The 23,669-nt window shown below is 63.5% G+C and carries 25 protein-coding genes, 1 other RNA gene and 1 pseudogene; 11 read left to right on the forward strand and 16 right to left on the reverse strand.

What is annotated here, in order from left to right; genetic code table 11:
• Window positions 1-95, reverse strand: a pseudogene (locus tag ACOZKU_RS01490) (YebC/PmpR family DNA-binding transcriptional regulator); the annotation flags it as partial.
• 143 nt (window positions 96-238) lie between these two features.
• Complete coding sequence (locus ACOZKU_RS01495) at window positions 239-733, reverse strand: hypothetical protein (RefSeq protein ID WP_421577371.1); 495 nt, start codon at window positions 731-733, stop codon at window positions 239-241.
• A gap of 166 nt (window positions 734-899) precedes the next feature.
• Between ACOZKU_RS01495 and ACOZKU_RS01500 the strand changes: the two genes are divergently transcribed.
• On the forward strand, window positions 900-1,436 hold the full coding sequence (locus tag ACOZKU_RS01500) for a pyridoxamine 5'-phosphate oxidase family protein (RefSeq protein WP_421577372.1): 537 nt from the start codon (window positions 900-902) through the stop codon (window positions 1,434-1,436).
• A gap of 9 nt (window positions 1,437-1,445) precedes the next feature.
• Here ACOZKU_RS01500 and ACOZKU_RS01505 read toward each other — a convergent pair whose 3' ends face one another.
• Window positions 1,446-2,270, reverse strand: coding sequence for a YmdB family metallophosphoesterase (locus ACOZKU_RS01505; protein WP_314086256.1), 825 nt, complete (start codon window positions 2,268-2,270; stop codon window positions 1,446-1,448).
• 9 nt (window positions 2,271-2,279) lie between these two features.
• Window positions 2,280-2,864, reverse strand: a complete 585-nt coding sequence (locus ACOZKU_RS01510; protein WP_421577373.1) for a 5-formyltetrahydrofolate cyclo-ligase — start codon at window positions 2,862-2,864, stop codon at window positions 2,280-2,282.
• Between the two features lie 185 nt (window positions 2,865-3,049).
• Between ACOZKU_RS01510 and ACOZKU_RS01515 the strand changes: the two genes are divergently transcribed.
• Entirely contained in the window at window positions 3,050-3,271 is a 222-nt protein-coding gene (locus tag ACOZKU_RS01515; protein WP_421577374.1) for a hypothetical protein, read from the forward strand.
• A gap of 6 nt (window positions 3,272-3,277) precedes the next feature.
• Here the strand turns inward: ACOZKU_RS01515 and ACOZKU_RS01520 are convergent, their stop codons facing one another.
• Window positions 3,278-4,264: a sugar-binding transcriptional regulator gene (locus ACOZKU_RS01520; protein WP_313522016.1), complete on the reverse strand. Its 987-nt coding sequence runs from the start codon at window positions 4,262-4,264 to the stop codon at window positions 3,278-3,280.
• 290 nt (window positions 4,265-4,554) lie between these two features.
• Between ACOZKU_RS01520 and tal the strand changes: the two genes are divergently transcribed.
• Window positions 4,555-5,517: a transaldolase gene (gene tal / locus ACOZKU_RS01525; RefSeq protein WP_298094974.1), complete on the forward strand. Its 963-nt coding sequence runs from the start codon at window positions 4,555-4,557 to the stop codon at window positions 5,515-5,517.
• Between the two features lie 100 nt (window positions 5,518-5,617).
• Here tal and ACOZKU_RS01530 read toward each other — a convergent pair whose 3' ends face one another.
• From ACOZKU_RS01530 to ACOZKU_RS01550, 5 genes are all read right to left on the reverse strand, one after another.
• Window positions 5,618-5,971 carry a hypothetical protein gene (locus ACOZKU_RS01530; RefSeq protein WP_421577375.1) on the reverse strand — a complete coding sequence of 118 codons (354 nt, stop codon included), beginning with the start codon at window positions 5,969-5,971 and terminating at the stop codon, window positions 5,618-5,620.
• Between the two features lie 205 nt (window positions 5,972-6,176).
• Window positions 6,177-6,392, reverse strand: coding sequence for a hypothetical protein (locus tag ACOZKU_RS01535; RefSeq protein WP_314086269.1), 216 nt, complete (start codon window positions 6,390-6,392; stop codon window positions 6,177-6,179).
• 322 nt (window positions 6,393-6,714) lie between these two features.
• Window positions 6,715-6,873, reverse strand: a non-coding RNA gene (gene ssrS, locus ACOZKU_RS01540) — 6S RNA.
• 98 nt (window positions 6,874-6,971) lie between these two features.
• Entirely contained in the window at window positions 6,972-7,343 is a 372-nt protein-coding gene (locus tag ACOZKU_RS01545) for a cell division protein ZapA (protein ID WP_421577376.1), read from the reverse strand.
• Window positions 7,344-7,361: 18 nt separating this feature from the next.
• Window positions 7,362-7,634, reverse strand: a complete 273-nt coding sequence (locus tag ACOZKU_RS01550) for a DUF4164 domain-containing protein (protein ID WP_314086276.1) — start codon at window positions 7,632-7,634, stop codon at window positions 7,362-7,364.
• A 329-nt stretch (window positions 7,635-7,963) separates the two neighbouring features.
• Between ACOZKU_RS01550 and tkt the strand changes: the two genes are divergently transcribed.
• The 3 genes from tkt to ACOZKU_RS01565 all read left to right on the forward strand — a co-directional run bounded on the left by tkt (window position 7,964) and on the right by ACOZKU_RS01565 (window position 12,323).
• The gene (gene tkt / locus ACOZKU_RS01555; RefSeq protein WP_421577377.1) at window positions 7,964-9,946 is read left to right on the forward strand and encodes a transketolase; all 1,983 of its coding nucleotides are present in this window, start codon (window positions 7,964-7,966) and stop codon (window positions 9,944-9,946) included.
• A gap of 85 nt (window positions 9,947-10,031) precedes the next feature.
• Window positions 10,032-11,042, forward strand: a complete 1,011-nt coding sequence (gene gap / locus ACOZKU_RS01560) for a type I glyceraldehyde-3-phosphate dehydrogenase (RefSeq protein ID WP_314086281.1) — start codon at window positions 10,032-10,034, stop codon at window positions 11,040-11,042.
• An 81-nt stretch (window positions 11,043-11,123) separates the two neighbouring features.
• Complete coding sequence (locus ACOZKU_RS01565; RefSeq protein WP_421577378.1) at window positions 11,124-12,323, forward strand: phosphoglycerate kinase; 1,200 nt, start codon at window positions 11,124-11,126, stop codon at window positions 12,321-12,323.
• Window positions 12,324-12,695: 372 nt separating this feature from the next.
• Here ACOZKU_RS01565 and ACOZKU_RS01570 read toward each other — a convergent pair whose 3' ends face one another.
• Window positions 12,696-12,851: a hypothetical protein gene (locus tag ACOZKU_RS01570; protein ID WP_314086287.1), complete on the reverse strand. Its 156-nt coding sequence runs from the start codon at window positions 12,849-12,851 to the stop codon at window positions 12,696-12,698.
• Window positions 12,852-13,003: 152 nt separating this feature from the next.
• Between ACOZKU_RS01570 and ACOZKU_RS01575 the strand changes: the two genes are divergently transcribed.
• The 3 genes from ACOZKU_RS01575 to ACOZKU_RS01585 all read left to right on the forward strand — a co-directional run bounded on the left by ACOZKU_RS01575 (window position 13,004) and on the right by ACOZKU_RS01585 (window position 15,359).
• Entirely contained in the window at window positions 13,004-14,287 is a 1,284-nt protein-coding gene (locus ACOZKU_RS01575) for an MFS transporter (protein WP_421577379.1), read from the forward strand.
• Window positions 14,284-14,472, forward strand: coding sequence for a DUF1192 domain-containing protein (locus ACOZKU_RS01580; protein ID WP_421577380.1), 189 nt, complete (start codon window positions 14,284-14,286; stop codon window positions 14,470-14,472). Before ACOZKU_RS01575 ends, ACOZKU_RS01580 begins: the two co-directional genes overlap by 4 nt.
• Window positions 14,473-14,840: 368 nt before the next feature.
• On the forward strand, window positions 14,841-15,359 hold the full coding sequence (locus ACOZKU_RS01585; protein WP_117370524.1) for a DUF1465 family protein: 519 nt from the start codon (window positions 14,841-14,843) through the stop codon (window positions 15,357-15,359).
• A gap of 130 nt (window positions 15,360-15,489) precedes the next feature.
• Here ACOZKU_RS01585 and rpmE read toward each other — a convergent pair whose 3' ends face one another.
• Window positions 15,490-15,711 carry a 50S ribosomal protein L31 gene (gene rpmE / locus ACOZKU_RS01590; protein ID WP_117370525.1) on the reverse strand — a complete coding sequence of 74 codons (222 nt, stop codon included), beginning with the start codon at window positions 15,709-15,711 and terminating at the stop codon, window positions 15,490-15,492.
• Between the two features lie 202 nt (window positions 15,712-15,913).
• Here rpmE and ACOZKU_RS01595 point away from each other — a divergent pair, with 202 nt between their 5' ends.
• Together ACOZKU_RS01595 and ACOZKU_RS01600 are read left to right on the forward strand one after the other, a co-directional pair.
• Window positions 15,914-17,725: an ABC transporter transmembrane domain-containing protein gene (locus ACOZKU_RS01595; protein ID WP_421577381.1), complete on the forward strand. Its 1,812-nt coding sequence runs from the start codon at window positions 15,914-15,916 to the stop codon at window positions 17,723-17,725.
• 126 nt (window positions 17,726-17,851) lie between these two features.
• Window positions 17,852-18,811, forward strand: a complete 960-nt coding sequence (locus ACOZKU_RS01600) for a Bug family tripartite tricarboxylate transporter substrate binding protein (RefSeq protein ID WP_421577408.1) — start codon at window positions 17,852-17,854, stop codon at window positions 18,809-18,811.
• A 19-nt stretch (window positions 18,812-18,830) separates the two neighbouring features.
• Here ACOZKU_RS01600 and ACOZKU_RS01605 read toward each other — a convergent pair whose 3' ends face one another.
• From ACOZKU_RS01605 to ACOZKU_RS01620, 4 genes are all read right to left on the reverse strand, one after another.
• On the reverse strand, window positions 18,831-20,474 hold the full coding sequence (locus ACOZKU_RS01605; RefSeq protein WP_421577382.1) for an FAD-binding dehydrogenase: 1,644 nt from the start codon (window positions 20,472-20,474) through the stop codon (window positions 18,831-18,833).
• 123 nt (window positions 20,475-20,597) lie between these two features.
• Window positions 20,598-21,629: a peptidoglycan -binding protein gene (locus tag ACOZKU_RS01610; RefSeq protein ID WP_117370529.1), complete on the reverse strand. Its 1,032-nt coding sequence runs from the start codon at window positions 21,627-21,629 to the stop codon at window positions 20,598-20,600.
• 2 nt (window positions 21,630-21,631) lie between these two features.
• Entirely contained in the window at window positions 21,632-22,717 is a 1,086-nt protein-coding gene (locus ACOZKU_RS01615; RefSeq protein ID WP_314086311.1) for a MotA/TolQ/ExbB proton channel family protein, read from the reverse strand.
• A 113-nt stretch (window positions 22,718-22,830) separates the two neighbouring features.
• Window positions 22,831-23,631, reverse strand: a complete 801-nt coding sequence (locus ACOZKU_RS01620) for an inositol monophosphatase family protein (RefSeq protein WP_421577383.1) — start codon at window positions 23,629-23,631, stop codon at window positions 22,831-22,833.
• Window positions 23,632-23,669 lie beyond the last annotated feature (38 nt).

Raw genomic sequence — 23,669 nt, forward strand, 5'->3', positions numbered from 1 at the left:
ATTTCACGGGCAAGCTTGGAGAACATTTTCGACCGCACGGAATCCTGTTTTCCCTTGCGGTGCATGATATTCTTGAACTGTGAATGGCCAGCCATGGCACCCCTGTCTCGATTTTGGCGCCCCATTGCGGGTCGCCGTTCACTTCATGGGGCCTGCGAGCGCGGGAACGCACCAGCCTGCTGCCCCGATTTTTGGAATGCCGCCTTATAATTTCATTGTCGCGCGGCGTCCAGCACCTTCAATCGGCGCGAATGCGGGCACGGCTGAGCAGGAAGGAATGGCCGTCGTCGCTCTCGCAGGTCAGCCCCGTGCGTTCCGAATGGCAGGTGAAGGGCCCGGCCGACCACGTCTCGCCATAGTCGACGGTCCGGTCGCCGCCGCAGCAGCCCTGGTCGCCGACATTGGACAGGATCACCGCCTTGCCGCTGCGCCCCAACGTCGCGCGAACATATTTCGGCTCCATGCGATCGCAGGAAAGTTCCGGCCCGCCGTCGGCCGGCTGGTAGACGGCGGTGCCGCCTTCCGGAATATAGATGCAGGCGATGTTGCCCGAGGGCATGACGAAGGTCTGCGCGACGCCGAGCGTGCGCACGGGCGCCTTTTCGACGGGCTGCGTTTCCGCCTGGCTCGGCTTTCCCTTGTCGGCACCGGGCCCGCCGGGCGTCGGCGCGCTGGCCGCGAAGGCGGCAGCGGCGGAAAGCAGGACGGCGCAGGCGGCAACGGAAAAACGCATCGAAATCTCCGGATCAGACATGCCGACAATAGAAACCGGCGACCACTTCGGCAAGGGACGAGGGACCGATGCAGCAGCGGTCACGACCGGTCGGGCGCTTTTGCTGGAACCTTGTTTGCGCCCTCACGTTCCCTGTCCTCAACTCCAACGCTTGAGAGGAATAGCCATGTCCAATCTCACCCGTGCCCGTGAAAATCCCAAGGAACAGCTTTTCGACGAGATCGACCGCATTCATGCCGGCATGCTCGGCATCGAGGGCAGCCACATGCATATGCAGCCGATGGCGCCGCAGCTCGACCGGCAGACCGCGACCATCTGGTTCTTCACCAAGACGGATGCCGATATCGTCGATGCCGTGGTGCCGGGCGCCCGCGCGCATTTCTGCGTCGTCGGAAAGGATCATGACTACCACGCCTGCATCGCCGGCCGCATCATGGTGCGCAAGGATCCCGCGAAGATCGACGAATACTGGAGCTCGGTCGTCGAGGCCTGGTTCGACCACGGCAAGGACGATCCGAAGCTGACCATGCTGGCGCTTGAGATCGAGGACGCCGAAATCTGGGCCTCGACCGGCAGCAAGCTGAAATTCGGTTGGGAGATCGCCAAGGCGAACTTCAACCCTGAAGAGGAACCGGATGTCGGCGTAAAGACGCATATCACCCTGAGCGGCGGCTCCGCCGATCATCTGCGTCATATGGTCTGATCTGGAAGACTAGCGCCAAAATTCCGGCAGGGCCTCCGCCAGACGCGGGCCGAGCCGGAGCGGCGCGACCTTCTCGGCAAGCCCCGTGCGGTCGGAAATCTCAACCGCAAGGCCGCAGATCGTCGCCGGACCGGAGGCCGCTTCGAAGCGGCCTTTCGGCATTTTCGAGATGAAGCGGTTGAGCGGCTCTTCCTTGTCCATGCCGAGCGAGGAATCGTAGTCGCCGCACATGCCGGCATCCGACATATAAGCCGTGCCGCCGTTCAGGATCTGGCAATCGGCGGTCGGAACATGGGTGTGCGTGCCGACGACGACACTGGCGCGGCCGTCGACGAAATGGCCAAAACACTGCTTCTCGCTCGTCGCCTCCGCATGGAAATCGAAGATCACGGCATCGGCCTGCTCGCCCAGTGGGCAGGAGGCGAGGATCGCCTCGCCGGCGGTGAAGGGATCGTCCAGTTCCGGATGCATGAAGACGCGGCCCATGATGTTGGCGACGAGCACGCGCGCTCCGTTCTTCGCGATGAAGAGATTGGCGCCGCGGCCGGGCGTGCCGGCGGGATAGTTGGCAGGACGCAGGAACTGATCATGCCGGCCGGCGAAGCCGACAGCCTCCTTCTGGTCCCAGACATGGTTGCCCGTCGTCACGACGTCCGCGCCGGCATTGACCGTCTGCAGGAAAATATCTTCGGTGATGCCGAAACCGCCGGCCGCGTTCTCCCCGTTGACGACGACGAAATCCAGCTTGAAATCGCTGATCAGCCCCGGCAGGCGCTCCCAGACGGCCGTCCGTCCGGTCTTGCCCACCATGTCGCCCAGAAAAAGAAACCGCATCGAACTGCCTTAGGAAACCGGTTGGAACAAACGGAAGCCGCTCTCGGTGAGGATCGCGTCCAGCGCGACGTCATGCGGTTCCGCGGGTACTGATGCCACTTCCTGGCAGTCGAAGGCAATGCCGATGAGTTTCGGCCTATGGCCTCTGGCCCTCAGGCGGTCGATGGCGCGGTCGTAGTGCCCGGCGCCATAGCCGATGCGATGCCCTGCCCGGTCGAAGGCCGAGAGCGGCACGAGCAGGATATCCGGATCGAGCACGGCGGCCTCCTCTCCCGGTCCCGTCGTGCCGAAACCCGTCTTGACGACCGGCGCGCCGACGACCAGCTCGCGAAAGATGATCGTTTCGCGATCGAGTACCACCGGCAGGCAGAGCCGTGCACCGCGGGTCCGGAAATGCGCCATCAGCGGACGGATGTCGGCCTCCGAACGGATTGGCCAGAAGCCCGAGATGATCGTGCCGGGGTCGAATTCCAGCCGGTCGCCGGCGTGCTCCACCATGGCAAGGCTGCCCTCGATGCGCGCCTGCGGCGTCATCGCGTCGCGCAGCGCCAGCCGCTCGTTGCGGATATCAGCCTTCTCTACCCTCGATGTCACTGTCGTCTCCGGCCTGTTTTGCGTGCCTTACCAGCTAGCAGGCACGGAAAGCAAATCCCCCTTCTTTTGCGACACGGACGGACCTGCTCCGCAATGGCACAAAGAGGCAAAAAGCCGCCAGCTCTCGTTAAGCATTGAAACAGCTTGCACTTTGCGGTGGCGGACCGAGCCCCTAAGCGGGGCGCATGTCCTCGGAAAATGATCTTTCCCGCCTGCCGGAACTGACCGAAATCGAAAGACGCTGTCTTTCCCTTGCCGCCCACGGCAGGACGCCGGCCGAAATCGTGCTTGAAACGGACCTGACGATGCCGCGCGTGGCCGAAGCTATGCGCAACGCCATCGACAAGCTCGACGCCCGCAATGTGACCGGCGCCATCACCCGCGCCATCCGTCTCGACCTGCTCTGATGCGTGTCACGCGGCGGCTGAAGCCTCCGCAAGCCGCAGCATCGCCAATGCGGCCCCCTCGTCGGTAATCAGCGTGTTGCAGCCGATGCGCCGGATGGTGGCGCGGATGGCCGGTGCCCGGTGTGCGCCGCCCGAGACGAGCACGATATGCCGCGCCTTCTTCACCGTATCCAGATCGATCGACATGACGCGATGGCGGATCGGGTGGTCGATCGTGTGGCCTTCGGCATCGAGGAAATTGCACATCGTATCGCAGACGCAGCCCGCCGCGATCAACTCCTCCAGCTCGTGCCGGGCGATGAAATCGCGCGAGAGCGAGCTGGCGCGCGGGCCGATATCGCCGCAGCTGACGACGGCGATATCCATGTTCTCGGCCAGGTCAAACAAGGTCCTGAGGCCGCATTTCTCGATAAGGCTGCGCTTGGTCTCGCGCGAATCGACGAGCAGCGGCGCGAGGAAGAGGTAACATTCCGCCCCGAGCTGGCTTGCCAGCCGCCAGGTATATTCGATTGGGTTGATATGATGCGCCTCGACCACGCCGCCGAGCAGCGAGACGACCTTCACCCGCTCCCGCCGCGCCGGGCGGAAACTGGCGAGCGAGGCCGTGAGCGTGCGGCCCCAGCCGACGCCGACGGTGCAATCGTCGGGAATGGCTTCCGTCAGGAACTGGCCGAGTGCCAGGCCGACGCCTTTGGCCGTCGCCTCCGCGCTCTCGGCGGCCGGCACCACCACGGCCTCGTCCAGGCCATAGGCCTTTTCCAGCCGCACGGCGAGCTCGACGCAATCGCCGACGCCTTCATTGATCCAGATTTGCACCTCGGAGCGCTTCAGCGCCTCGTCGAGCATGCGGATGACGGTGGTGCGGCTGACGCCGATCTTTTCCGCCACGTCCTTCTGGGTGAGGCCCTGGTTGTAATAGAGCCACGCGGCGCGAAGCCGCAAAGCCGCCGATTCCGAATAGGCCGTATGGGTATCGCGCCGGAGTCTGGCCACGTCGCCTCCATCTGTCTGCATGCGTTCTGGCGGCAGCTTAGCACAGTGGATGGGAAATGCGACATATGTTCACGGGATTAAGCAAAAGTGCTTGACTTTTCGCCCCGGAAGCGATGATAGTCCGCATCGGATCAACTGGCGGAATTCTGCCGGAAGATTGGATATGCCAGCACGCACGGCGACTGAAACAGGAAGCACGGTCGCCGGGTGCGCTTTCACAGGGAACATGGAGGAGGGCCTGGCGTTTCCGATGGAAAACGGCCCCGCAACAACCATTCGGGATTTCGGATATGACGTCCAAGCTTGAACAACTTCGCGCGATGACGACCGTCGTGGCTGACACCGGCGATATCGAAGCCGTGCGCCGCCTGAAGCCGGTCGATTGCACCACCAACCCCACGATCGTTCTCAAGGCGCTCGGCACGCCGATGTTTGCCGACACGGTGGCGGAAGCCGTCCGCTGGGGCCAGTCGCAGGGCGGCAACCGCGAGGGCGTCGTTTCGGCCGTTGCCGACCGCCTCGCCATCTCCGTGGGTGCTGCGCTCTCCGAACTCGTGCCCGGCCGCGTATCGACGGAAGTCGATGCCGACCTGTCCTTCGACACGGAAGCCTCCATTGCCAAGGGCCGCGAGATCATCAAGGCCTATGAAGCGCGCGGCATTTCCCGCGACCGCATCCTCATCAAGCTTGCGTCCACCTGGGAAGGCATCCGCGCCGCCGAAGTCCTCCAGAAGGACGGCATCGACTGCAATCTGACGCTGCTCTTCAACAAGGCCCAGGCGATTGCCTGCGCCGATGCCGGCGCCTTCCTGATCTCGCCCTTCGTCGGCCGCATCCTCGACTGGCACGTCAAGGCATCGGGCAAGACCTTCACGGCGGAAGACGATCCGGGCGTATTGTCGGTCCGCGCAATCTACGACTACTACAAGTCCAACGGCATCAACACGATCGTCATGGGCGCCTCCTTCCGCAACACCGGCGAGATCGAAGCGCTGGCCGGCTGCGACCGCCTGACGATCAGCCCTGCCTTGCTGGAAGAACTCGATGCGGCCACCGGCACGCTGGAGCGCAAGCTCTCGCCGGAAAAGGCCGCAAAGGTCTCGCCGATCAAGATCGACGAAAAGACCTTCCGCTGGATGCTCAATGAAGACGCCATGGCCACCGAAAAGCTGTCCGAAGGCATCCGCGCCTTCGCCAAGGATCTCGGCAGCCTTCGCGCCATGATCGACAAGGAACTGAAGGCAGCCGCCTAAGGATTGGCTGACAATACTGGAAATACGAAGGCCGCCTTTGAGGCGGCCTTTTCTTTGCCCATGTCGTGATCGTAAAACCGGCGACAACCATTGGAGCACATCAGTCAGGTACCAACTGGCAATTCGGGCCGACCCACTTGTTCTGCATAGTATCGAGTTCGTTTTCCATCATCCCGGCGCTGCAAACCGGATAACGATCATCCCCCTGGCGCTCCCGGCTCAACTTTCCGTATCGCTCAACAAGCGTCGCGTGATCGGGATGCTCATCGCCTTTGTTTTTCAGGGTGAGTTGCAGCATGCAGTTCGCAAAACCGTCCGTGCCTTCTTGAAAGCCAAAATCGGCGCATTGCGATCTGTTTTTTTCCCGATGATTGGCAAAGGCTTCATTCGGGGTAACGAGCACAGATGCGGCCAAAAGCCCCATAACCACGACAAGACTAGATCGAGAATGCATTGAGGGCTCCGAAAACCAAGGCCGGACACCTCTGATCAGAAACGAATTGCAGAGCGCGCGCAAGTGCCGGCATTTCCATTGCATCATCGGAAAGCGCGGATGGTGTAGCAGGCTGTGTCAAAATACCCGGAAATCGAGGTGCCCACTTCAAAAAAGGACCCGGCTCCTTGCGAAACCGAGTCCCTTCGCTTCCGCCCCCGGATGGCTACCTTCTGCGGCTGTAGTGGGTCCGCGCAGAACATTCCACGATCTTACGGAACCGCTCTGATGTAATCGCGCTAATCGAATACGTGTCGATGAGATAGCGCGCGAATGATGACCGCGCCTCCTCGGTCTGGTCGAACCAGTCTTGCGCGACGATGTCGTCGTACACGGCTTTGACGGCTGTCAGTTCTTCAGGCTGAAAGGAACTGGAGTGCATGAAAGCCTCCTTCGTCACCGGCAAAACACAGCGCTATTTGTGGATGGGATGGAGCGCATAGAATGCTGCCGATCTCTGTATAGTAGGCCGGTATAGAAGCGGACGCTATTAACTAAGACGTACGGCGGCGCCGATACGCTTCGACGCTCACTTGCCCGCATATTCATCGCGCCGCCCGATAGCCGCACGGTATCGTCCAAACGAAGATCGGAAAAGAGCCGGCCAACGTCAACAACAATCGCGGGAAGCCCAAGACTGGGTCAATTTTGACACCGGTGTCAACGGCATCGTTCAGCTGAAATCATTGAAACAGCAGGGCAAAGTGCGATCCACGGCGACCGATGGAGATTTACGATCCTGGGTGCCTACAAACGTAGGTGGGCGCCATATGTCCAAGCCCACGGGCCTGGTCAGGGACAGCTCCCTTTGGATCGAGTATGGCCCCAGGGATTGTGGTTCCTGTCGGGAAGCGCAGACCGCAACCGAGATATAGGACGAAAGCCGGCGTTTCGCCAGTGGCAATCGTCGAAGCTGTCCGGCAAAAGTGTGAAACGGTCTTGCGTCCGGGAATGCGCCGGATCAGTTGGCCGTCGGCTTGCCGTTCAGTTTCGCGGCCATGCCCTGGATCTGGCTGGTGAGTTCGCCGAGCGCCTGGGCGATCGCCTCCTCGCTGCGGGAAACCTCGCCCATTACGCCTTCGCGGCCCTTGCGCAGGTCTTCGGCTTCCTTCTCGAGCTTGCCGAGCCGGCGCTTCACGTCGTTCAGCTCATCCATGACCATGATGCCGGCCATGACCGTCAGGCGTAGGTCGCCGATCTCGCCGAACTGGCTCTTCAGGTGCCCGACATATTGATCGAAGCCGGCGGCAAGCTCTTCGAGATGCGCCTCCTGCCCCTCTTCGCAGGCCATGCGATAGGCCTTGCCATCAATCTGTACGGTTACCTGTGCCATGCGAATTCTTTCTGATGATTAGCGGTCGAGCACGGCCCGGATCGTTTCCATGGCCGTAACGAGACGGCGGGAAACCTCACGGTTGACCTCCTCCAGCCGGTTGGCGCGGAATTCGGATTGGTCGAGCTCCTGGGCAAGCCGCGAGCGGTCGGTGTTGACCCGCCGCACTTCGCCCTCCACGTCGCCGCGATCACGCTCGCGCTCGAAGCGCATGTCGAGCGCATTGTCCAGACTGCTGAGCGCCTTGCGAAGCTCCTCGATTGCCGTCCGAACTGTTTCCCCGTTGGTCATAAAGCCTTCACCGGCACTCTCAAAAAACGCGAATCGCCGCCGCCAGCGCCGGTTCTCTCGCCTTGACAGTATTCAACTGCGGGCATGAGCGTCAACACCGCGACCGGCAACGCCGCAAACCCGCTGTGGATCAGCCGTTCGGCCGGTTGCAAAGAGTGCCTGCGACACCTTTTCGCAAAGGCTGAAAAAGGCGGCGGAAATGGCCCTCAAATGCCGGAAAAACCGCCGAATTCGTTGACTCCGACGATGCACCTGCTATGTGTCTCCCGCTTCCTAACCGCTGCCCCAGAAGGCATCGGGCCCAACACTCCGAAGAAGACGGAACAGTCATGATCTCTCGCGAAAAACACGACCGGATGGCGAACGCAATTCGCTTCCTTTCCATGGATGCCGTGGAAAAGGCGAACTCCGGTCACCCCGGCCTGCCCATGGGCGCAGCAGATATCGCAACGGTTCTTTTCACCCGCTTCCTGTCCTTCGATCCGAAGACCCCGTCCTGGCCGAACCGTGACCGTTTCGTGCTGTCGGCAGGCCACGGCTCGATGCTGCTCTACTCGCTGCTCTATCTGACGGGCTACGAAGACATCACGATCGACGAGATCAAGAATTTCCGCCAGCTCGGCGCCAAGACGGCTGGCCACCCGGAATACGGCCACGCCGCCGGCATCGAGACGACGACCGGTCCGCTCGGCCAGGGCATTGCCAATGCCGTCGGCATGGCGCTCGCCGAACGCAAGCTGCGCGACGAGTTCGGTTCCGACCTCATGGAACACTACACCTATGCGCTTGTCGGCGACGGCTGCCTCATGGAAGGCATCAGCCAGGAAGCCATCTCGCTTGCCGGCCACCTGAAGCTCAACAAGCTGATCGTCTTCTGGGACGACAACAACATCTCGATCGACGGCCCGATCTCGATTGCCGACTCGACCGACCAGCACGCCCGCTTCCGCGCCAGCCAGTGGAACACGATCGCCATCGACGGCCATGATCCGGATGCGATCGCCGCTGCCATCGAGGAAGCCCAGAAATCCGACAAGCCGACCATGATCGCCTGCAAGACGACCATCGGCTTCGGCGCGCCGAACAAGGCCGGCACGCACAAGGTGCACGGTTCGCCGCTCGGCGCCGAAGAAATCGCCGCCACCCGCAAGGCGTTGAATTGGGAATCGGAGGCCTTCGTCGTTCCTTCCGACGTGCTCGACGCCTGGCGCCTGGCCGGCCTTCGCTCCGCCAAGGCCCACAAGGAATGGGAAGCCCGCCTCGAGAAGACGGAGGCCGAAAAGAAGGCCCAGTTCGTCCGCCGCTTCGCCGGCGATCTCGAAAGCGGCCTCGACTCGGCCATCGCGACCTACAAGAAGAAGCTCGCCGAAACCAAGCCGAACCCGGCCACCCGCAAGGCTTCGGAAGACGCGCTTGAAGTCATCAACGGCGTTCTCCAGGAAACGCTCGGCGGCTCGGCCGACCTGACCGGCTCGAACAACACCAAGACGAGCCAGACCAAGTCGATCACGCCGACGGACTTCTCCGGCCGCTACGTCCATTACGGCGTGCGCGAGCACGGCATGGCCGCCGCCATGAACGGTATCGCCCTGCATGGCGGCCTGATCCCCTATTCCGGCGGCTTCCTGATCTTCTCGGACTATTGCCGTCCGTCGATCCGCCTTGCCGCGCTGATGGGCATCCGCGTCATCCACGTCCTGACGCACGATTCCATCGGTCTTGGCGAAGACGGCCCCACACACCAGCCGGTCGAGCACATGGCCGCACTGCGCGCCATCCCGAACCTGCTCGTCTTCCGCCCGGCCGATGCCACGGAAACGGCGGAATGCTGGCAGCTGGCGCTGGAAAGCCACAACCGCCCGTCGGCCATCGCGCTGACCCGCCAGAACCTGATGCCGGTCCGCCTGGAATATGAGGAAGAAAACCTTTGCGCCCGCGGTGCCTATGACCTCGTCTCGGCCAGCGATGCGCAGGTGACGATCTTCGCCTCCGGCTCGGAAATCGAAATCGCCGTAAAGGCCCAGCAGGCGCTGTCGGCCAAGGGCATTTCGACCCGCGTCGTCTCCGTGCCCTGCGTCGAGCTCTTTGCCGAGCAGCCGGAAGCCTACCAGAAGGCGGTCATCGGCAATTCGCCGGTCAAGATCGCCGTCGAAGCCGGCATCCGCCAGGGCTGGGATCACTTCATCGGCTCGGACGGCATCTTCGTCGGCATGTCCTCGTTCGGCGCATCCGGCCCGTACAAGGAACTCTACAAGCATTTCGGCATCACGCCGGAGGCTGTCGTCGCCGCTGCGGAAGCCAAACTCGGCTGATGCCTGATGGCGCGGCTTCGGCCGCGCCTCATACCGCCCAAAATTTATCCATAGGGCCCAGTTTATCCATAGGGAGAGACCCCACATGACTGTGAAAGTTGCCATCAACGGTTTTGGCCGCATCGGCCGCAACGTGCTGCGCGCGATCGTCGAATCCGGCCGCACCGATATCGAAGTCGTCGCCATCAACGACCTCGGCCCGGTCGAGACCAATGCGCACCTGCTTCGCTACGACTCGATCCACGGCCGCTTCCCGGCTGAAGTGAAGGTGGACGGCGATACGATCACCGTCGGCGGCGGCAAGCCGATCAAGGTCACCGCGATCAAGGATCCGGCAACCCTGCCGCATGGCGAGATGGGCGTCGACATCGCGATGGAATGCACGGGCATCTTCACTGCCCGCGACAAGGCCGCCGCCCACCTGACGGCCGGCGCCAAGCGCGTCATCGTCTCGGCTCCGGCCGACGGCGCCGACCTGACCGTCGTCTACGGCGTCAACGATGACCAGCTGACGAAGGATCACCTCGTCATCTCCAACGCCTCGTGCACGACGAACTGCCTCGTGCCCGTCGTGAAGGTCATCGACGACCTCGTCGGCATCGACCATGGCTTCATGACGACCATCCACTCCTACACCAACGACCAGCCGTCGCTCGACCAGATGCACAAGGATCTGTACCGCGCCCGCGCTGCCGCCCTTTCGATGATCCCGACATCTACGGGTGCTGCAAAGGCTGTCGGTCTCGTCCTGCCGCACCTCAAGGGCAAGCTCGACGGCACCTCGATCCGCGTTCCCACGCCGAACGTCTCCGTCGTCGATTTCAAGTTCGTCGCCAAGCGCGACACGACGGCCGCCGAGATCAACGAAGCCATCAAGGCTGCCTCCAACGGCAAGCTGAAGGGCATCCTCGGCTACACGGACGAACCGCTCGTCTCGAAGGACTTCAACCACGACAGCCACTCGTCGATCTTTGCGACCGACCAGACGAAGGTCCTCGAAGGCAAATTCGTGCGTATCCTCACCTGGTACGACAACGAGTGGGGCTTCTCGAACCGCATGTCCGATACGGCCGTTGCCTTCGCAAAGCTGATCTGAAAACCAAATCGAGACACCCGGGCAGCGATGCCCGGGTGTTTTTTCGTGACCTGACGGCAGAATATTCCAGGAGCGGCCTCCATGACCTTCAAGACCCTCGACAATCTCACCGACATCGCCGGCAAGCGCGTGCTCGTCCGCGTCGATCTCAACGTGCCCGTCAAGGACGGCAAGGTCACCGATGCGACCCGCATCGAGCGCGTCGCCCCCACCATTCGGGAACTGTCGGAGAAGGGCGCCAAGGTCATCCTGCTTGCCCATTTCGGCCGCCCGAAGGGTGAAGTCGTCGCCGACATGTCGCTGGAACAGATCCTGCCCGCGGTGAACGACGTTCTCGGCACGAAGGTGCATTTCGCCGCCGACTGCATTGGTGGGACGGCCGCTGCCGCCATCGCCGCCCTCGACAACGGCGGCATCCTGCTTCTCGAAAACACCCGTTTCCACAAGGGTGAAGAGAAGAACAACCCGGACTTCACCGCAGCGCTTGCCGCCAACGGCGACATCTATGTCAACGACGCCTTCTCGGCCGCGCATCGCGCGCATGCCTCGACCGAAGGCCTCGCCCACCTGCTGCCCGCCTATGCCGGCCGCACCATGCAGGCGGAGCTTGAAGCGCTCGAAAAGGGCCTCGGCAATCCGAACCGTCCGGTCGTCGCCATCGTCGGCGGCGCAAAGGTCTCCACCAAGATCGACCTCCTCATGAACCTCGTGAAGAAGGTCGATGCGCTGGTCATCGGCGGCGGCATGGCGAACACCTTCCTCGCCGCGCGCGGCACCAATGTCGGCAAGTCGCTCTGCGAGCATGACCTTGCCGATACCGCCAAGCAGATCATGATCGAGGCCGCGACCGCGACCTGCGCCATCGTTCTGCCGGAAGACGGCGTTGTCGCCCGCGAGTTCAAGGCCAATGCCGAAAACGAAGTGGTCGACGTCAATGCCATTCCGGCCGACGCCATGATGCTCGATGTCGGCCCGAAGACCATCGAGGCCGTCAATGCCTGGATTTCCCGCGCTTCGACGCTCGTCTGGAACGGCCCGCTCGGCGCCTTCGAAATCGCCCCCTTCGACACCGCGACGGTCGCTGCCGCCAAGCATGCAGCGGCTGAGACCAAGGCCCGCAAGCTCGTTTCCGTCGCCGGTGGCGGCGATACGGTCGCCGCCCTCAACCATGCCGGTGTCGCCGACGATTTCACCTATGTCTCGACCGCCGGCGGCGCGTTCCTGGAATGGATGGAAGGCAAGCCGCTGCCGGGCGTCGATATCCTGCGCCAGCAGAAATAACGGAAGCCCCTTGCGCTTGGCGTGGGATCGCCTACATTCTCTGTAACGTCAACAACGGAAAGGAAGGTGATCCAATGTCTAATGAGATTTCGGTCTTGGCTTCGGGCATGGGAATTGTGGTGAACGAAACGAGGCAGCCCTCGTTCTGATCCCGCCTTCCTTCGGGTCGCAAGACCCGGGTCCGCACCGGACCAAACCTCATGGGGGCCACCTTCGGGTGGCCCTTTTGCGTTTCGGGGAACAGGGAGCAGCCCGTCTCCTCTCCAACGGATCCTCGGGCTCAACCCGGGGATCCATAGCCGCAAGCGAAAGCATGCCGTGTGGATGGATGCTCGGGTCAGGCCCGAGCATGACGGAGGAGAGGTTCCTCCCCTACGGCCGGATCAGCACCGTCAGCATCATCAGCGCGATGGCGCCGACCGCGATCTTCCAGAAATCCGCGCGCCGCCGCAGCCCCGGCAGGCCGATGGGGCGGATGAGATGCAGCAGCATGGCGGCAAGCAGAAGGACGGGGAGGATTTTCGACATGGTGGCCTTTCCTGGCCCTTCCTGTCACACCCGGGACATTTTTCCAAGCGATCAGCGCAGGGGTTGAAAGTCCTGCGCCATGTCGCCTTTGCATCTGGCAATCGGCGCGCGGCGCGTTATTCCTATTGCATCGGCGAACCTGCGGAAATCACATGCGTAATAATCTCATATCCGTCTTCGCGCTGCTCATGGGCACGCTGTTCCTGTTCCTCGGGAACGGCCTGCACGGCCTGCTGCTTCCCATGCGCGGCGCCTTCGAAGGCTATGAGACGACGATGCTCGGCCTGCTCGGCACGTCCTGGGCCTCCGGCTTCGTGCTCGGCTGCCTGCTGGCGCCGACCATCGTCAAGCGCATCGGCCATGTGCGCGCCTTTTCCGGCTTCGCCTCGCTCATCGCCATCATCGCGCTTCTGACCGGCATCCTCGTCGATCCGTTCTGGTGGATCGCACTGCGCGCCGTCACGGGCTTCTCGATCGCCGGCACCTCGATGATCATCGAGAGCTGGCTGAACGAGCGCGCCACCAATGAAAGCCGCGGCCTGATCTTCTCGCTCTACATCGCCATCACCCTCATCGGCACCGTCGGCGGCCAGATGACGGTGGCGCTCGGCGACGTGACGACGCCGATCCTCTTCATGTTCGCCGGCATCCTCTACTGCTTCGCCATGCTGCCGACGACGCTGTCGACCGCCGCCTCGCCGCAGCCGCTGAAGCAGGTGCGCCTTGATATCCCCGCACTCTTCCGCACCTCGCCTATCGCCTGCGTCGGCATCGTGCTGATCGGCCTTGCCAATGGCGCCTTCGGCACGCTCGGCGCCGTCTTCGGTGCCCAGGTCGGGCTGCCCTCCGGCATGATCGCCACCATGATGAGCGTGGCCATCTTCGCCGGCGCCGTAATGCAGCTGCCGGCCGGGCGCATGTCCGACCGCATTGACCGACGCATCGTGCTTGCTTCGCTGTCGGCCATCGCCGCCGCCGCCGGCCTTGCCCTTTTCGTCTTCCAGCCGGCCAATGTCACCGTGCTGCTCGTGCTGACCGCCCTTTACGGCGCCATGGCGAATGCGCTCTACCCGATCGCCGTCTCGCACGCCAATGACTTCGCCAGCCCCGAAGACTTCGTGAAGGTTTCCGGCGGGCTGCTGCTACTCTACGGCATCGGCACGATCATCGGCCCGACGCTGGGTGGTCCGGTCATGTCCGCCGTCAACCCCTACGCATTGTTTCTCGTCACCAGCACGGCGCATATCCTGATCACCGCCTATGCGGTTTTCCGCAGCCGCCGCCGCGCCGCAAAGCCGGCCGAGATGCGCGACGCCTATACCACCATCAACCCCGGCACGCTGACGACGCCGGAAAGCCTTCAGCTTTCGCCGCGCGCCCTGCCCCATCCGCAGACCGCCGGCGACGAGCAACAACAGGAGGGTGAGACCGCATGAACCTGTTCGACGACGACCGCCCGCTCAAGAAGACCGCACATGAGATCGGCAGCGACCTTTCGCTGCTCTCGGTAGACGAGCTTTCCGCGCGAATCGAGCTTCTCAAGGCTGAAATCGCCCGCCTCGAATCAGAGAAGACGAAAAAGGCTGCCAGCCGCTCAGCGGCCGAAAGCCTGTTCCGCTAGACACGCGCTTTGCCGAAAAAGCACAGAAACAAGCAAACCGACAATAGAGTTAACCGGCCGTTAAGCCTTACACGTTATTACTGGCACATCCGGTCCTTCCGGGTTCAGACATTTTCTCCCTTCGGGGTATCGGTCTGATTTTTCTCCCTGTTTTACCTTGAGAGCCGCTTTCCGCGGCTCTTTTTTTATTTGCAGGGCCACGCGCCTGTGCACTGTCCCGAAAGAATTGTGGAGATTAACCCTTTCTTAAGAATGCCCTTGCGCGAATTAGGTTATGGGATCATCCTCCAGGCATCAAAAGGCGGCTCGGAACCGAACGAGCCAACCTTCCGTTACCTGCAAGTCGTGCGTTCAACAGGGATGAAACCATGTCCGAAAGAGGATTGAATACCGTCAGCTTCGCTGGCCACGTTGCGTCGTCGGCGCAGTTCAAGTCCCTATACGCCGAAGGCATGGGTCTCGTTGAGGAAACCGCAAGCTATCTCGACGGCGTCGGCCGCCAGGCCTCGAAGGTTCTGCCGCGTATGGCATCGGTGCTCTATGCAGCGGAATCGATGCGTCTTACCACCCGCCTGATGCAGATGGCCTCCTGGCTGCTGCTCCAGCGCGCCGTCAACAATGGCGAGATGAACCGCGACCAGGTGCTTTCGGAAAAGAACAAGGTCCGCCTCGACAGCTTCAACGTCGACAAGACCGCTCCGGGCTGGAACGATTTGCCGGAAGCCTTCCGCGATCTTATCGAACGCTCGCTGCGCCTGCAGAACCGCATCGCTTTGCTCGACCGCGAAATCTACCGCCCGCAGGATGTCCAGGCCTTCGCACCCGACAACCAGAACAGCGTTCAGGCCCAGATCAACCTGCTGCAGACCGCCTTCGGCAACAACTGAGCGGCACGCACGGCATGACGACACAAACCCGGCTACGGCCGGGTTTTTTGTTGCCTCATCGCAAGGGAAATCCAGACAATAAAAAACCCGGCCGAAGCCGGGTTCTTCAAAACTGTCTGCGAAATGCAGATTAGAGGCCGAGGCCTTCGAAGCGCTTCTTGAACTTCGAAACGCGGCCGCCACGGTCCAGCATCTGCTGGTTGCCGCCGGTCCAGGCCGGGTGCGACTTCGGATCGATTTCGAGGTTCATCGTTGCGCCTTCCGAACCCCAAGTCGAACGGGTTTCGTATTCGGTGCCGTCGGTCATGACGACCTTGATGACGTGGTAGTCGGGATGGATATCAGCCTTCATGACACTCTTCCTGCTTGTTCCGGGGGCCATTTGTCGCAACGCATTGCGGCAGCGAGGCCAAAGACGTAAATGAAGCCGCGGCCGGTCGGACCTGCGGCTTCCCAATTCGATGGCGAGCCTATACATGAAGGCCGTCTGGATAACAAGAGCCGAAAGACAATTCGTGCCGCAAGGCGCTGGGAATGGGGGTATGGTGTCCACAGTGACAGAGCACGCTGCGCAGGAAAAGCCCGCACGCAGAAACATTCGCCCGCTCGGAAGGCTCACGCCCTATATAAGCCGCTATCGCGGCCTCGTCTGCGGCGCGCTTATCGCGCTCGTCATGGCCGCCGTCACCACGCTGGTCCTGCCGGTCGCCGTGCGCCGCATGATCGACCACGGCTTTTCCGGTGCGGATGCCGGCTTCATCAACACCTATTTCACGATGCTCTTCGTGCTGGCCGGCCTGCTCGCGCTGGCGAGCGCCATGCGTTATTACTTCGTCATCACGCTCGGAGAGCGCATCGTCGCCGATCTCCGGCGCGAGGTCTTCGCGCATGTGACGCGGCTGTCGCCGGCCTTCTTCGACGTCAACCAGTCCGGCGAAATCGTCTCGCGGCTGACAGCCGATACGACGCAGATCAAGTCCGCTGTCGGCGCCACCGCCTCCGTCGCGCTGCGCAACCTCATCCTGTGTCTCGGGGCCATCGCCATGATGGTCTATACCAGTCCGAAACTCTCCAGCCTCGTCATCGGCGCCATCCCGATCATCGTCTTCCCGCTCGTCGCCTTCGGCCGTTCCGTGCGCCGCCGCTCGCGCGAGGCGCAGGATACGCTCGCGGCGGCCTCCGCCTATGCCGGCGAAGCGATCGGGGCTGCGCGCACCTTGCAGGCCTTCAATGCCGAGGAAGCCGCGCGCGCCCGCTTCTTCGGCGCGGTCGAAAGCGCCTATGAGGCCGCCCGCTCCGCCATCCGCGCCCGCTCGCTGCTGACCGGTTTCGCCATCGCCATGATCTTCGGCTCGGTCGTCGCCGTTCTCTGGTTCGGCGCGCAGGACGTGCTGTCGGGCACGATTTCGGCAGGCACGCTCGGCCAGTTCCTGCTCTATGCCGTCTTTGCCGCCGGCAGCCTCGGTGCGCTGTCCGAGGTCTGGGGCGAGCTCTCGCAGGCCGCCGGTGCCGCCGAGCGCCTCACCGAACTGCTGGCCGAAAAGCCGGCCATCGCGGCCCCAGCCAATCCGGTCGCTTTGCCCGTACCGTCGCGTGGCGAACTCGCCTTCGAGGATGTGCACTTCTCCTATCCCGCGCGCCCCGGCTATCGCAGCATCAACGGCCTGTCCTTTGCCGTGAAGCAGGGCGAGACCGTCGCCGTCGTCGGCCCGTCTGGCGCCGGCAAGAGCACGATCCTGTCGCTGGTCGAGCGCTTCTACGATCCCGATGCCGGCACCGTGCGGCTCGACGGGGTGGACCTGCGCACCGCCGACCCGGAAGAGCTGCGCCGCCGCATCGCGCTGGTGCCGCAGGATGTCACCATCTTCGCCGCGACGATCCGCGACAATATCGCCTTCGGCTTGGCCGATGTCAGCGACGAGGCGATCCGCACCGCCGCCCGCGCCGCCCAGGCAGAAGAGTTCATCGCGCGCCTCGACAAGGGCTACGACACCATGGTCGGCGAGCGCGGCGTGACGCTGTCCGGCGGCCAGCGTCAGCGCATCGCGATTGCCCGCGCCATCCTCAAGGATGCGCCGCTGCTCTTGCTCGACGAAGCGACCTCGGCGCTCGATGCCGAGAGCGAGACGCTGGTGCAGAAGGCGCTGGACGGCCAGATGGGCAAGCGTACGACGATCGTCATCGCCCACCGCCTTGCAACCGTGCTGAAGGCCGACCGCATTCTCGTCATGGACGTGGGCCGGATCGTCGAAGAGGGCACGCATCAATCGCTGATCCGGGAGGGCGGCCTTTATGCCCGCCTCGCGCGACTGCAGTTCGATCATGGCGGCCAGGCTTTCCTCGGCGAGGATCGCGCGGCGAGCTGACCGGCCTGCCCCTACCATGGTCGCCCTTGTCGCAGAGACCAAGTGCCCTATCCTGAGGTATCCGACTTAACGTCACCTTGGGAGGAGACCACCGTGGCATTTTCGACGATCACCCGCCGGACCCTGATGGCGCTCGGCGCCACTGCACTTGCAGCACTGACGCTGGGCACACCCGCCGCGGCCCAGCAATTTCCCGACCGCACCATCACGCTCGTCGTACCCTTCGCGGCCGGCGGCTCGACGGATGTGGTGGCCCGCATCATCGCGCAGAAGATGTCGGAAAATATCGGCCAGCAGATCATCGTCGAGAATGTCGGCGGCGCCGGCGGCAGCCTGGGGGCGGATCGCGTGGCGCGGGCGGAGCCGGACGGCTACACGATCCTGATGGCGACCGTTGCCACCCATGCGCTCAACCCGCTGATCCTGAAGACCAAACCCTATGATGCGGAGAAGGATTTCGCGCCCATTTCGCTGCTGGTGATCGTGCCGAACGTGCTGGTGGTCAATCCCGAACTGCCGGCCAAGAATGTCGAGGAATTGCTCGCCTTGCTGAAGGCCGATCCTGAGGGCTACAGCTACGCCTCTTCCGGCAATGGCACGCCGCTGCATCTCTCCGGCGAACTCTTCAAGTCGATGGCCGGCGTCAGCATGCAGCACGTGCCCTACAAGGGGTCCGGCCCGGCGCTGAACGACGTGATCGGCAACCAGATCCCCATCATGTTTGACAACCTGCCCTCCTCTTCCGGCCACATCAAGGCCGGCACGCTGCGCGCGCTGGCCGTGACCACAAAGGAACGCGCCGCCTCCTTCCCAGATGTTCCGACCATCGCCGAATCCGGCATTCCCGGCTACGAGACCTATACGTGGAACGCGCTCTTCGCGCCGGCCGGAACGCCGGCGGAGGTCGTCGCCAAGCTCAACGAAGCCGCCAACACCGCCTTGAAGGACCCCGCCGTCATCGAGCGCATGAAGGAATTCAGCGCCACCATCGTCGGCTCCACGCCGGAAGAGCTCGGCAAACACGTGACGGCCGAACTCGCCAAATGGAAGCCCGTCGTCGAAGGTGCAAAGATCCAGATGGACTGACCAGCGTCAGGCCGGCGCCTCAGGCGCCGACCGCCCGGCCCGCGACGCGGCCGGAAAACAGGCACCCGCCGAGGAACGTGCCCTCCAGCGCATTGTAGCCATGCAGACCGCCGCCGCCGAAACCGGCGGCCTCACCGGCCGCATAGAGGCCCGGCACCGGTTTGCCTGAAAGCTCCAGCACCCGGCCTGAAAGGTCCGTCTGGAGCCCGCCGAGCGTTTTGCGCGTGAGGATATTGAGGCGCACCGCGATCAGCGGCCCGGCCTTCGGATCGAGCAGGCGGTGCGGCCGCGCTGTGCGTATCAGCTTGTCGCCGAGATAGGCGCGTGCGCCGCGGATGGCCGTGACCTGCGCATCCTTCGAGAACGGATTGTCGATTTCCCGGTCACGCGCCTCCACCTCGGCGCGCACGCGCTCCATGTCGAGCAGCGGCGCATCGGTAAGCCCGTTCATGGCCGCGACGAGGTCGTCGAGCGTATCGCGGACGACGAAATCCGCCCCCTTGTCCATGAAAGCCTGCACCGGGCCGGGCGGATTCCTGCCGAGGCGCTTCAGCAGCAGCGGGATGTCCTTGCCGGTCAAATCCGGGTTCTGCTCTGAGCCGGACAGCGCGAATTCCTTCTTGATGATCGCCCGCGTCAGGATGAACCAGCTGTGGTCGTGGCCGGTTGCGCGGATGGCTTTCAGCGTCGCCAGCGTATCGAAACCCGGCATGGCCGGTGCGGGAAAGCGGCGGCCGTGCGCATCGAGCCAGAGCGTGGACGGCCCGGGCAGGATGCGGATGCCGTGGCCCGGCCAGATCGGATCCCAGTTCCGCAGGCCCTCGGTATAGTGCCACATGCGGTCGCCATTGATAACCGAGCCGCCGGCCTGCTGCGCGATAGCGAGCATGCGGCCGTCGACATGGGCGGGCACGCCGCTCACCATGAAGGCCGGCGGCTCACCAAGGCGGTCGCGCGGCCAGCTTTGGCGCACCAGGTCCTGATTGCCGCCGATGCCGCCGGACGACACCAGAACCGCCCCGGCGTGAAACCGGAAATCGCCCACGATCTCCCGCGACGTCGGCCGACCGCGCGCCGCATGATCCGGCGCCAGCACCGCACCATGGGCACCGACAACCGCACCGTTCTCGACGATCAGCCCATCCACCCGATGGCGGAAGCGGAAGGCAATCGCGCTTTCGGCACGTAGCTGCTCGGCGCGTCGCAGGAAGGGCGCGAGGACACCCGGGCCGGTGCCCCAGGTCACATGGAAGCGCGGCACGGAATTGCCATGCCCGGTCGCCAGCCCGCCGCCCCGCTCCGCCCAGCCGACGACCGGAAACCAGCGCATGCCCATGGCGTGCAGCCAGGCCCGCTTCTCACCGCTGGCAAAATCGAGATAGGCCTCCGCCCAGTAGCGCGGCCAATGATCCTCCGGCCGGTCGAAACCGGCGGAGCCCATCCAGTCCTGCCGCGCCAAGGCGAGGCTGTCACGGACGCGCATGCGGCGCTGTTCGGGACTATCGATGAAGAACAGCCCGCCCAGCGACCAGAAGGCCTGACCGCCCAGGCTCTGCTCCCCCTCCTGGTCGAGCACGATCACCCTGAGCCCGCGCCCGGCCGCCTCCGTCGCCGCGACGAGGCCGGCAAGACCCGCACCGATGACAAGAAGATCGCAATCCATCCCAACGCCTCCCGTCGCAAGTGGCAAAAACTTACGCTGACGTTCACGTCAGATCAAGAGAGTGGAAGAGCGGTGCGGTTGACATGGACCAGCACGATCGCGCCCCTGCCTACCCGCCGGAAATTATCGCTCGGTCAGCTTCAGCTCGATACGGCGGTTGGTCGCCTTTGCCGCGTCGTCATTGCCCTCGGCGATCGGCTGGAATTCACCGAATCCGGCTGCAACGAGCCGGTTGGCCGGCACGCCATTGGCGATGAGAAATTTCACCACCGACGTCGCGCGCGCGGAAGAAAGCTCCCAGTTGTCGCGGTAGCGGCCGGTGCCCGACAGCGGCACGTTGTCGGTATGACCGTCGACGCGCAGCACCCAGTTGATCTCGGCGGGAATTTCCTTGGCAAGATCGAGCAGGGCCGCAGCGAGCTTCTTCATCTCCGCTTGCCCGGCCTCGTTCAACTCATTGCCGCCGGAGGGGAAGAGCACTTCCGATTGGAAGACGAAGCGGTCGCCAACGATGCGGATGTTTTCGCGGTCGGAGAGGATTTCGCGCAGCCGGCCGAAGAAGTCGGATCGGTAGCGGTTCAACTCCTGCACGCGCTGCGCCAGCGCGACATTGAGGCGGCGGCCGAGATCGGCGATCTTCGTCTGCGAGGACTTGTCCTTGGCCTCGGAGGCCTGGAGCGCCTCTTCCACGGCGGCGATCTGGCTGCGCAGCGCGGCGATCTGCTGATTGAGCAGCTCGATCTGGCTTGCGGCCCGCGCGCTCACCTGCTTTTCCGAATCCAGTTCCCCTTCCAGCGTCGTCACGCGGGCATTGGCCGCGTCGGAGGCGCCGGAACCGCTGTCCAGCAGCTGTTGAAGGCGCGTGCGGTCGCTTTCGGACTGGGCGAGCGAGGCCTGGAGATTGGCGAGCGCGTCTTCCAGATCCTGCTTGCCGCTCTTTTCCAGCGCCAGAAGCTGGGTCAGCTCGTTGATCTGGCTGGTCAGCCGGTTCAGCACGTCGTCCTTGCCGGAGATTTCGCGGCTGAGAAAGAACTGCGCCAGCACGAAGACCGTGAGCAGGAACATGATGGCGAGCAGCAGCGTCGAGAGCGCATCGACGAAACCCGGCCAGTAATCGACCGTGCGCTGGCTGCGCCGGTTGCGGGCGAGCGCCATCTCTATTCGCCCCCGGTCCTGTGGGCTTTCTCGGCCGCGCGTTCGGGCAGTTTTTCGACAGAGCGTTCGCCGGAGCGCGCGGCGAGCCGGTCGAGCGTGCGGCGCAGCGCCTTCGCCTCTTCCTGCTGTGCCTCGATCCAGTCACGCAGCATCTGCTGCTCGCTGCGCATGTTCTTCACGAGGCCCTGAATGCCCTCGGCGAGGCTCGCCATGGCCGCCGTCGAGCGATGGCCGCCGCCGCCCTCCTGCTGCGCGAGCTTCAGGATCTGCTCGGCGAGCGCCTGCACATCGGTGGAGGCCGTGGCCGCAAATTCAGCCGACGGCTGAACCTCGGGTCCGACATCCGTCACGGATGACAGCCAGTTTTCCAGCTCCGTGTAGAAGCGGTTCTGCGCGCGGCCGGCCTGCAGGTCGAGGAAGCCGAGGATGAGCGAGGAGGACAGACCGAAAAGCGAGGTCGAGAAGGCCGTGCCCATGCCGTTCAGCGGCGCGGACAGGCCCTCCTTCAAGGCCGTCAGAATGTCGTTTGCCGTACCGCCGCCGGCATCCAGCGACTGTATGACCGTGCTAATCGAACCGATCGTGCCGAGCAGACCCCAGAAGGTGCCGAGCAGACCGAGAAAGACGAGGAGGCCGATCAGATAGCGGGACGTATCGCGTGATTCGTCCAGCCGCGTGGCGATGGAATCGAGGATCGAGCGCAGCGTGGCGGTCGACAGCGTCAGCGAGTGACGCCGGCCGATCAGGGCGCGCATCGGCGCCAGAAGCACGGGATCGCGCCCGACCTTTTCCGCACTGCCGGCCGCGCGGAACGAATTGAACCAGCGCACTTCCGGCCGCAGCGCCAGAACATGGTTGAAAACCAGCAGGATGCCGATCAGGAGCACGCCGAGGATCAGGCCGTTGAGGCCGGGATTGGAGAGGAACGCCGTCTGCGCCTGGCGGAAGAGGATGGCGGCCACGAAGCCGACGATGATGAGGAAGATCACCATCGTCCAGAAGAACGCCATGGGGCTCGAAAGTTTATGCGGGTAGTCGTCCCCGGTCTCGGACGACCCTCCCCAGCCCGACAGCGCCAGCTTAGCCATGTAGTCGCATCTCCGCTTTCTCGTCGGGGCGGAGACTAGAGGAAGATTGTGTGGAATTGAAGGGCTTAGCGGCAACAGCGGCGCTTTGGTACGCCGCCGTCCTCAAGCCCGCCTCAGCGCGTCGGCACCGGACGGTGCAGCACGTCGCGCAGCGCCTTGTGGATATATTCGTTGCCGGCAACCACCTCGCCGGCATTGAACATGTCGTTGCCGCCGTCAAAGTCGGTCGCGTAACCGCCGGCCTCGCGAATCAGCAGCACGCCGGTTGCCATGTCCCATTCCGCCAGATCACGCTCCCAGAAACCGTCGAAACGGCCGGCGGCGACATAGGCGAGATCGAGCGCCGTGGAGCCCAAGCGGCGCATGCCGGCGACTTCGCCCATCACATGGCGCAGCTCTATGAGGAACTTGCCGTGGTTGCCGCGACCGAGATGCGGCACGCTGCAGCCGATGACGGCATCCGACAGGGCCTTGCGGGCCGCCACGCGCAGACGGCGATCGTTGAGGAAAGCGCCGCCGCCGCGCTCGGCGGTGAAGAGTTCGTCCGTTGCCGCATTGAGAACGACGGCCGCGACGATCTCCCCGTTGCGCTCCAGCGCGACCGTGCTGGCAAAGAGCGGGATGCCATGCAGGAAGTTGGTCGTACCGTCGAGCGCGTTGACGATCCAGCGGTGCGCACCATCCGTGCCGATGATCTCCTCGGCATCGTCGGCCAGGAAACCATAGGTCGGGCGGGCCTTCATCAGCTCCTCGCGGATCAGCTTCTCGGCCTTTCGGTGCGCCTGCGCGACATATTCGGCCGGGCCCTTGAGCGAAACCTGCAGGTTCTGCACTTCGCCGAAATCACGCGAGAGCGACTTGCCGGCCTTGAAGGCGGCCTGAACCATAACGTTGAGAAGAGCTGAACGAGCCATGAAATGAATGTCCTTCGGGAATGTCCGGCGCATCGGGA

This window comes from Shinella sp. M31, from assembly GCF_049199205.1.
Classification (GTDB): Bacteria; Pseudomonadota; Alphaproteobacteria; order Rhizobiales; family Rhizobiaceae; genus Shinella.

Excerpts from the sequence above, each read along its gene's own strand:
- ACOZKU_RS01495 (WP_421577371.1), bottom strand. The coding sequence starts at position 733 with ATGCGTTTTTCCGTTGCCGCCTGCGCCGTCCTGCTTTCCGCCGCTGCC.
- ACOZKU_RS01500 (WP_421577372.1), top strand. The coding sequence starts at position 900 with ATGTCCAATCTCACCCGTGCCCGTGAAAATCCCAAGGAACAGCTTTTC.
- ACOZKU_RS01505 (WP_314086256.1), bottom strand. The coding sequence starts at position 2,270 with ATGCGGTTTCTTTTTCTGGGCGACATGGTGGGCAAGACCGGACGGACG.
- ACOZKU_RS01515 (WP_421577374.1), top strand. The coding sequence starts at position 3,050 with ATGTCCTCGGAAAATGATCTTTCCCGCCTGCCGGAACTGACCGAAATC.
- tal (WP_298094974.1), top strand. The coding sequence starts at position 4,555 with ATGACGTCCAAGCTTGAACAACTTCGCGCGATGACGACCGTCGTGGCT.
- ACOZKU_RS01530 (WP_421577375.1), bottom strand. The coding sequence starts at position 5,971 with ATGCATTCTCGATCTAGTCTTGTCGTGGTTATGGGGCTTTTGGCCGCA.
- ACOZKU_RS01535 (WP_314086269.1), bottom strand. The coding sequence starts at position 6,392 with ATGCACTCCAGTTCCTTTCAGCCTGAAGAACTGACAGCCGTCAAAGCC.
- ACOZKU_RS01545 (WP_421577376.1), bottom strand. The coding sequence starts at position 7,343 with ATGGCACAGGTAACCGTACAGATTGATGGCAAGGCCTATCGCATGGCC.
- ACOZKU_RS01550 (WP_314086276.1), bottom strand. The coding sequence starts at position 7,634 with ATGACCAACGGGGAAACAGTTCGGACGGCAATCGAGGAGCTTCGCAAG.
- tkt (WP_421577377.1), top strand. The coding sequence starts at position 7,964 with ATGATCTCTCGCGAAAAACACGACCGGATGGCGAACGCAATTCGCTTC.
- gap (WP_314086281.1), top strand. The coding sequence starts at position 10,032 with ATGACTGTGAAAGTTGCCATCAACGGTTTTGGCCGCATCGGCCGCAAC.
- ACOZKU_RS01565 (WP_421577378.1), top strand. The coding sequence starts at position 11,124 with ATGACCTTCAAGACCCTCGACAATCTCACCGACATCGCCGGCAAGCGC.
- ACOZKU_RS01570 (WP_314086287.1), bottom strand. The coding sequence starts at position 12,851 with ATGTCGAAAATCCTCCCCGTCCTTCTGCTTGCCGCCATGCTGCTGCAT.
- ACOZKU_RS01575 (WP_421577379.1), top strand. The coding sequence starts at position 13,004 with ATGCGTAATAATCTCATATCCGTCTTCGCGCTGCTCATGGGCACGCTG.
- ACOZKU_RS01580 (WP_421577380.1), top strand. The coding sequence starts at position 14,284 with ATGAACCTGTTCGACGACGACCGCCCGCTCAAGAAGACCGCACATGAG.
- ACOZKU_RS01585 (WP_117370524.1), top strand. The coding sequence starts at position 14,841 with ATGTCCGAAAGAGGATTGAATACCGTCAGCTTCGCTGGCCACGTTGCG.
- rpmE (WP_117370525.1), bottom strand. The coding sequence starts at position 15,711 with ATGAAGGCTGATATCCATCCCGACTACCACGTCATCAAGGTCGTCATG.
- ACOZKU_RS01600 (WP_421577408.1), top strand. The coding sequence starts at position 17,852 with ATGGCGCTCGGCGCCACTGCACTTGCAGCACTGACGCTGGGCACACCC.
- ACOZKU_RS01605 (WP_421577382.1), bottom strand. The coding sequence starts at position 20,474 with ATGGATTGCGATCTTCTTGTCATCGGTGCGGGTCTTGCCGGCCTCGTC.
- ACOZKU_RS01610 (WP_117370529.1), bottom strand. The coding sequence starts at position 21,629 with ATGGCGCTCGCCCGCAACCGGCGCAGCCAGCGCACGGTCGATTACTGG.
- ACOZKU_RS01615 (WP_314086311.1), bottom strand. The coding sequence starts at position 22,717 with ATGGCTAAGCTGGCGCTGTCGGGCTGGGGAGGGTCGTCCGAGACCGGG.
- ACOZKU_RS01620 (WP_421577383.1), bottom strand. The coding sequence starts at position 23,631 with ATGGCTCGTTCAGCTCTTCTCAACGTTATGGTTCAGGCCGCCTTCAAG.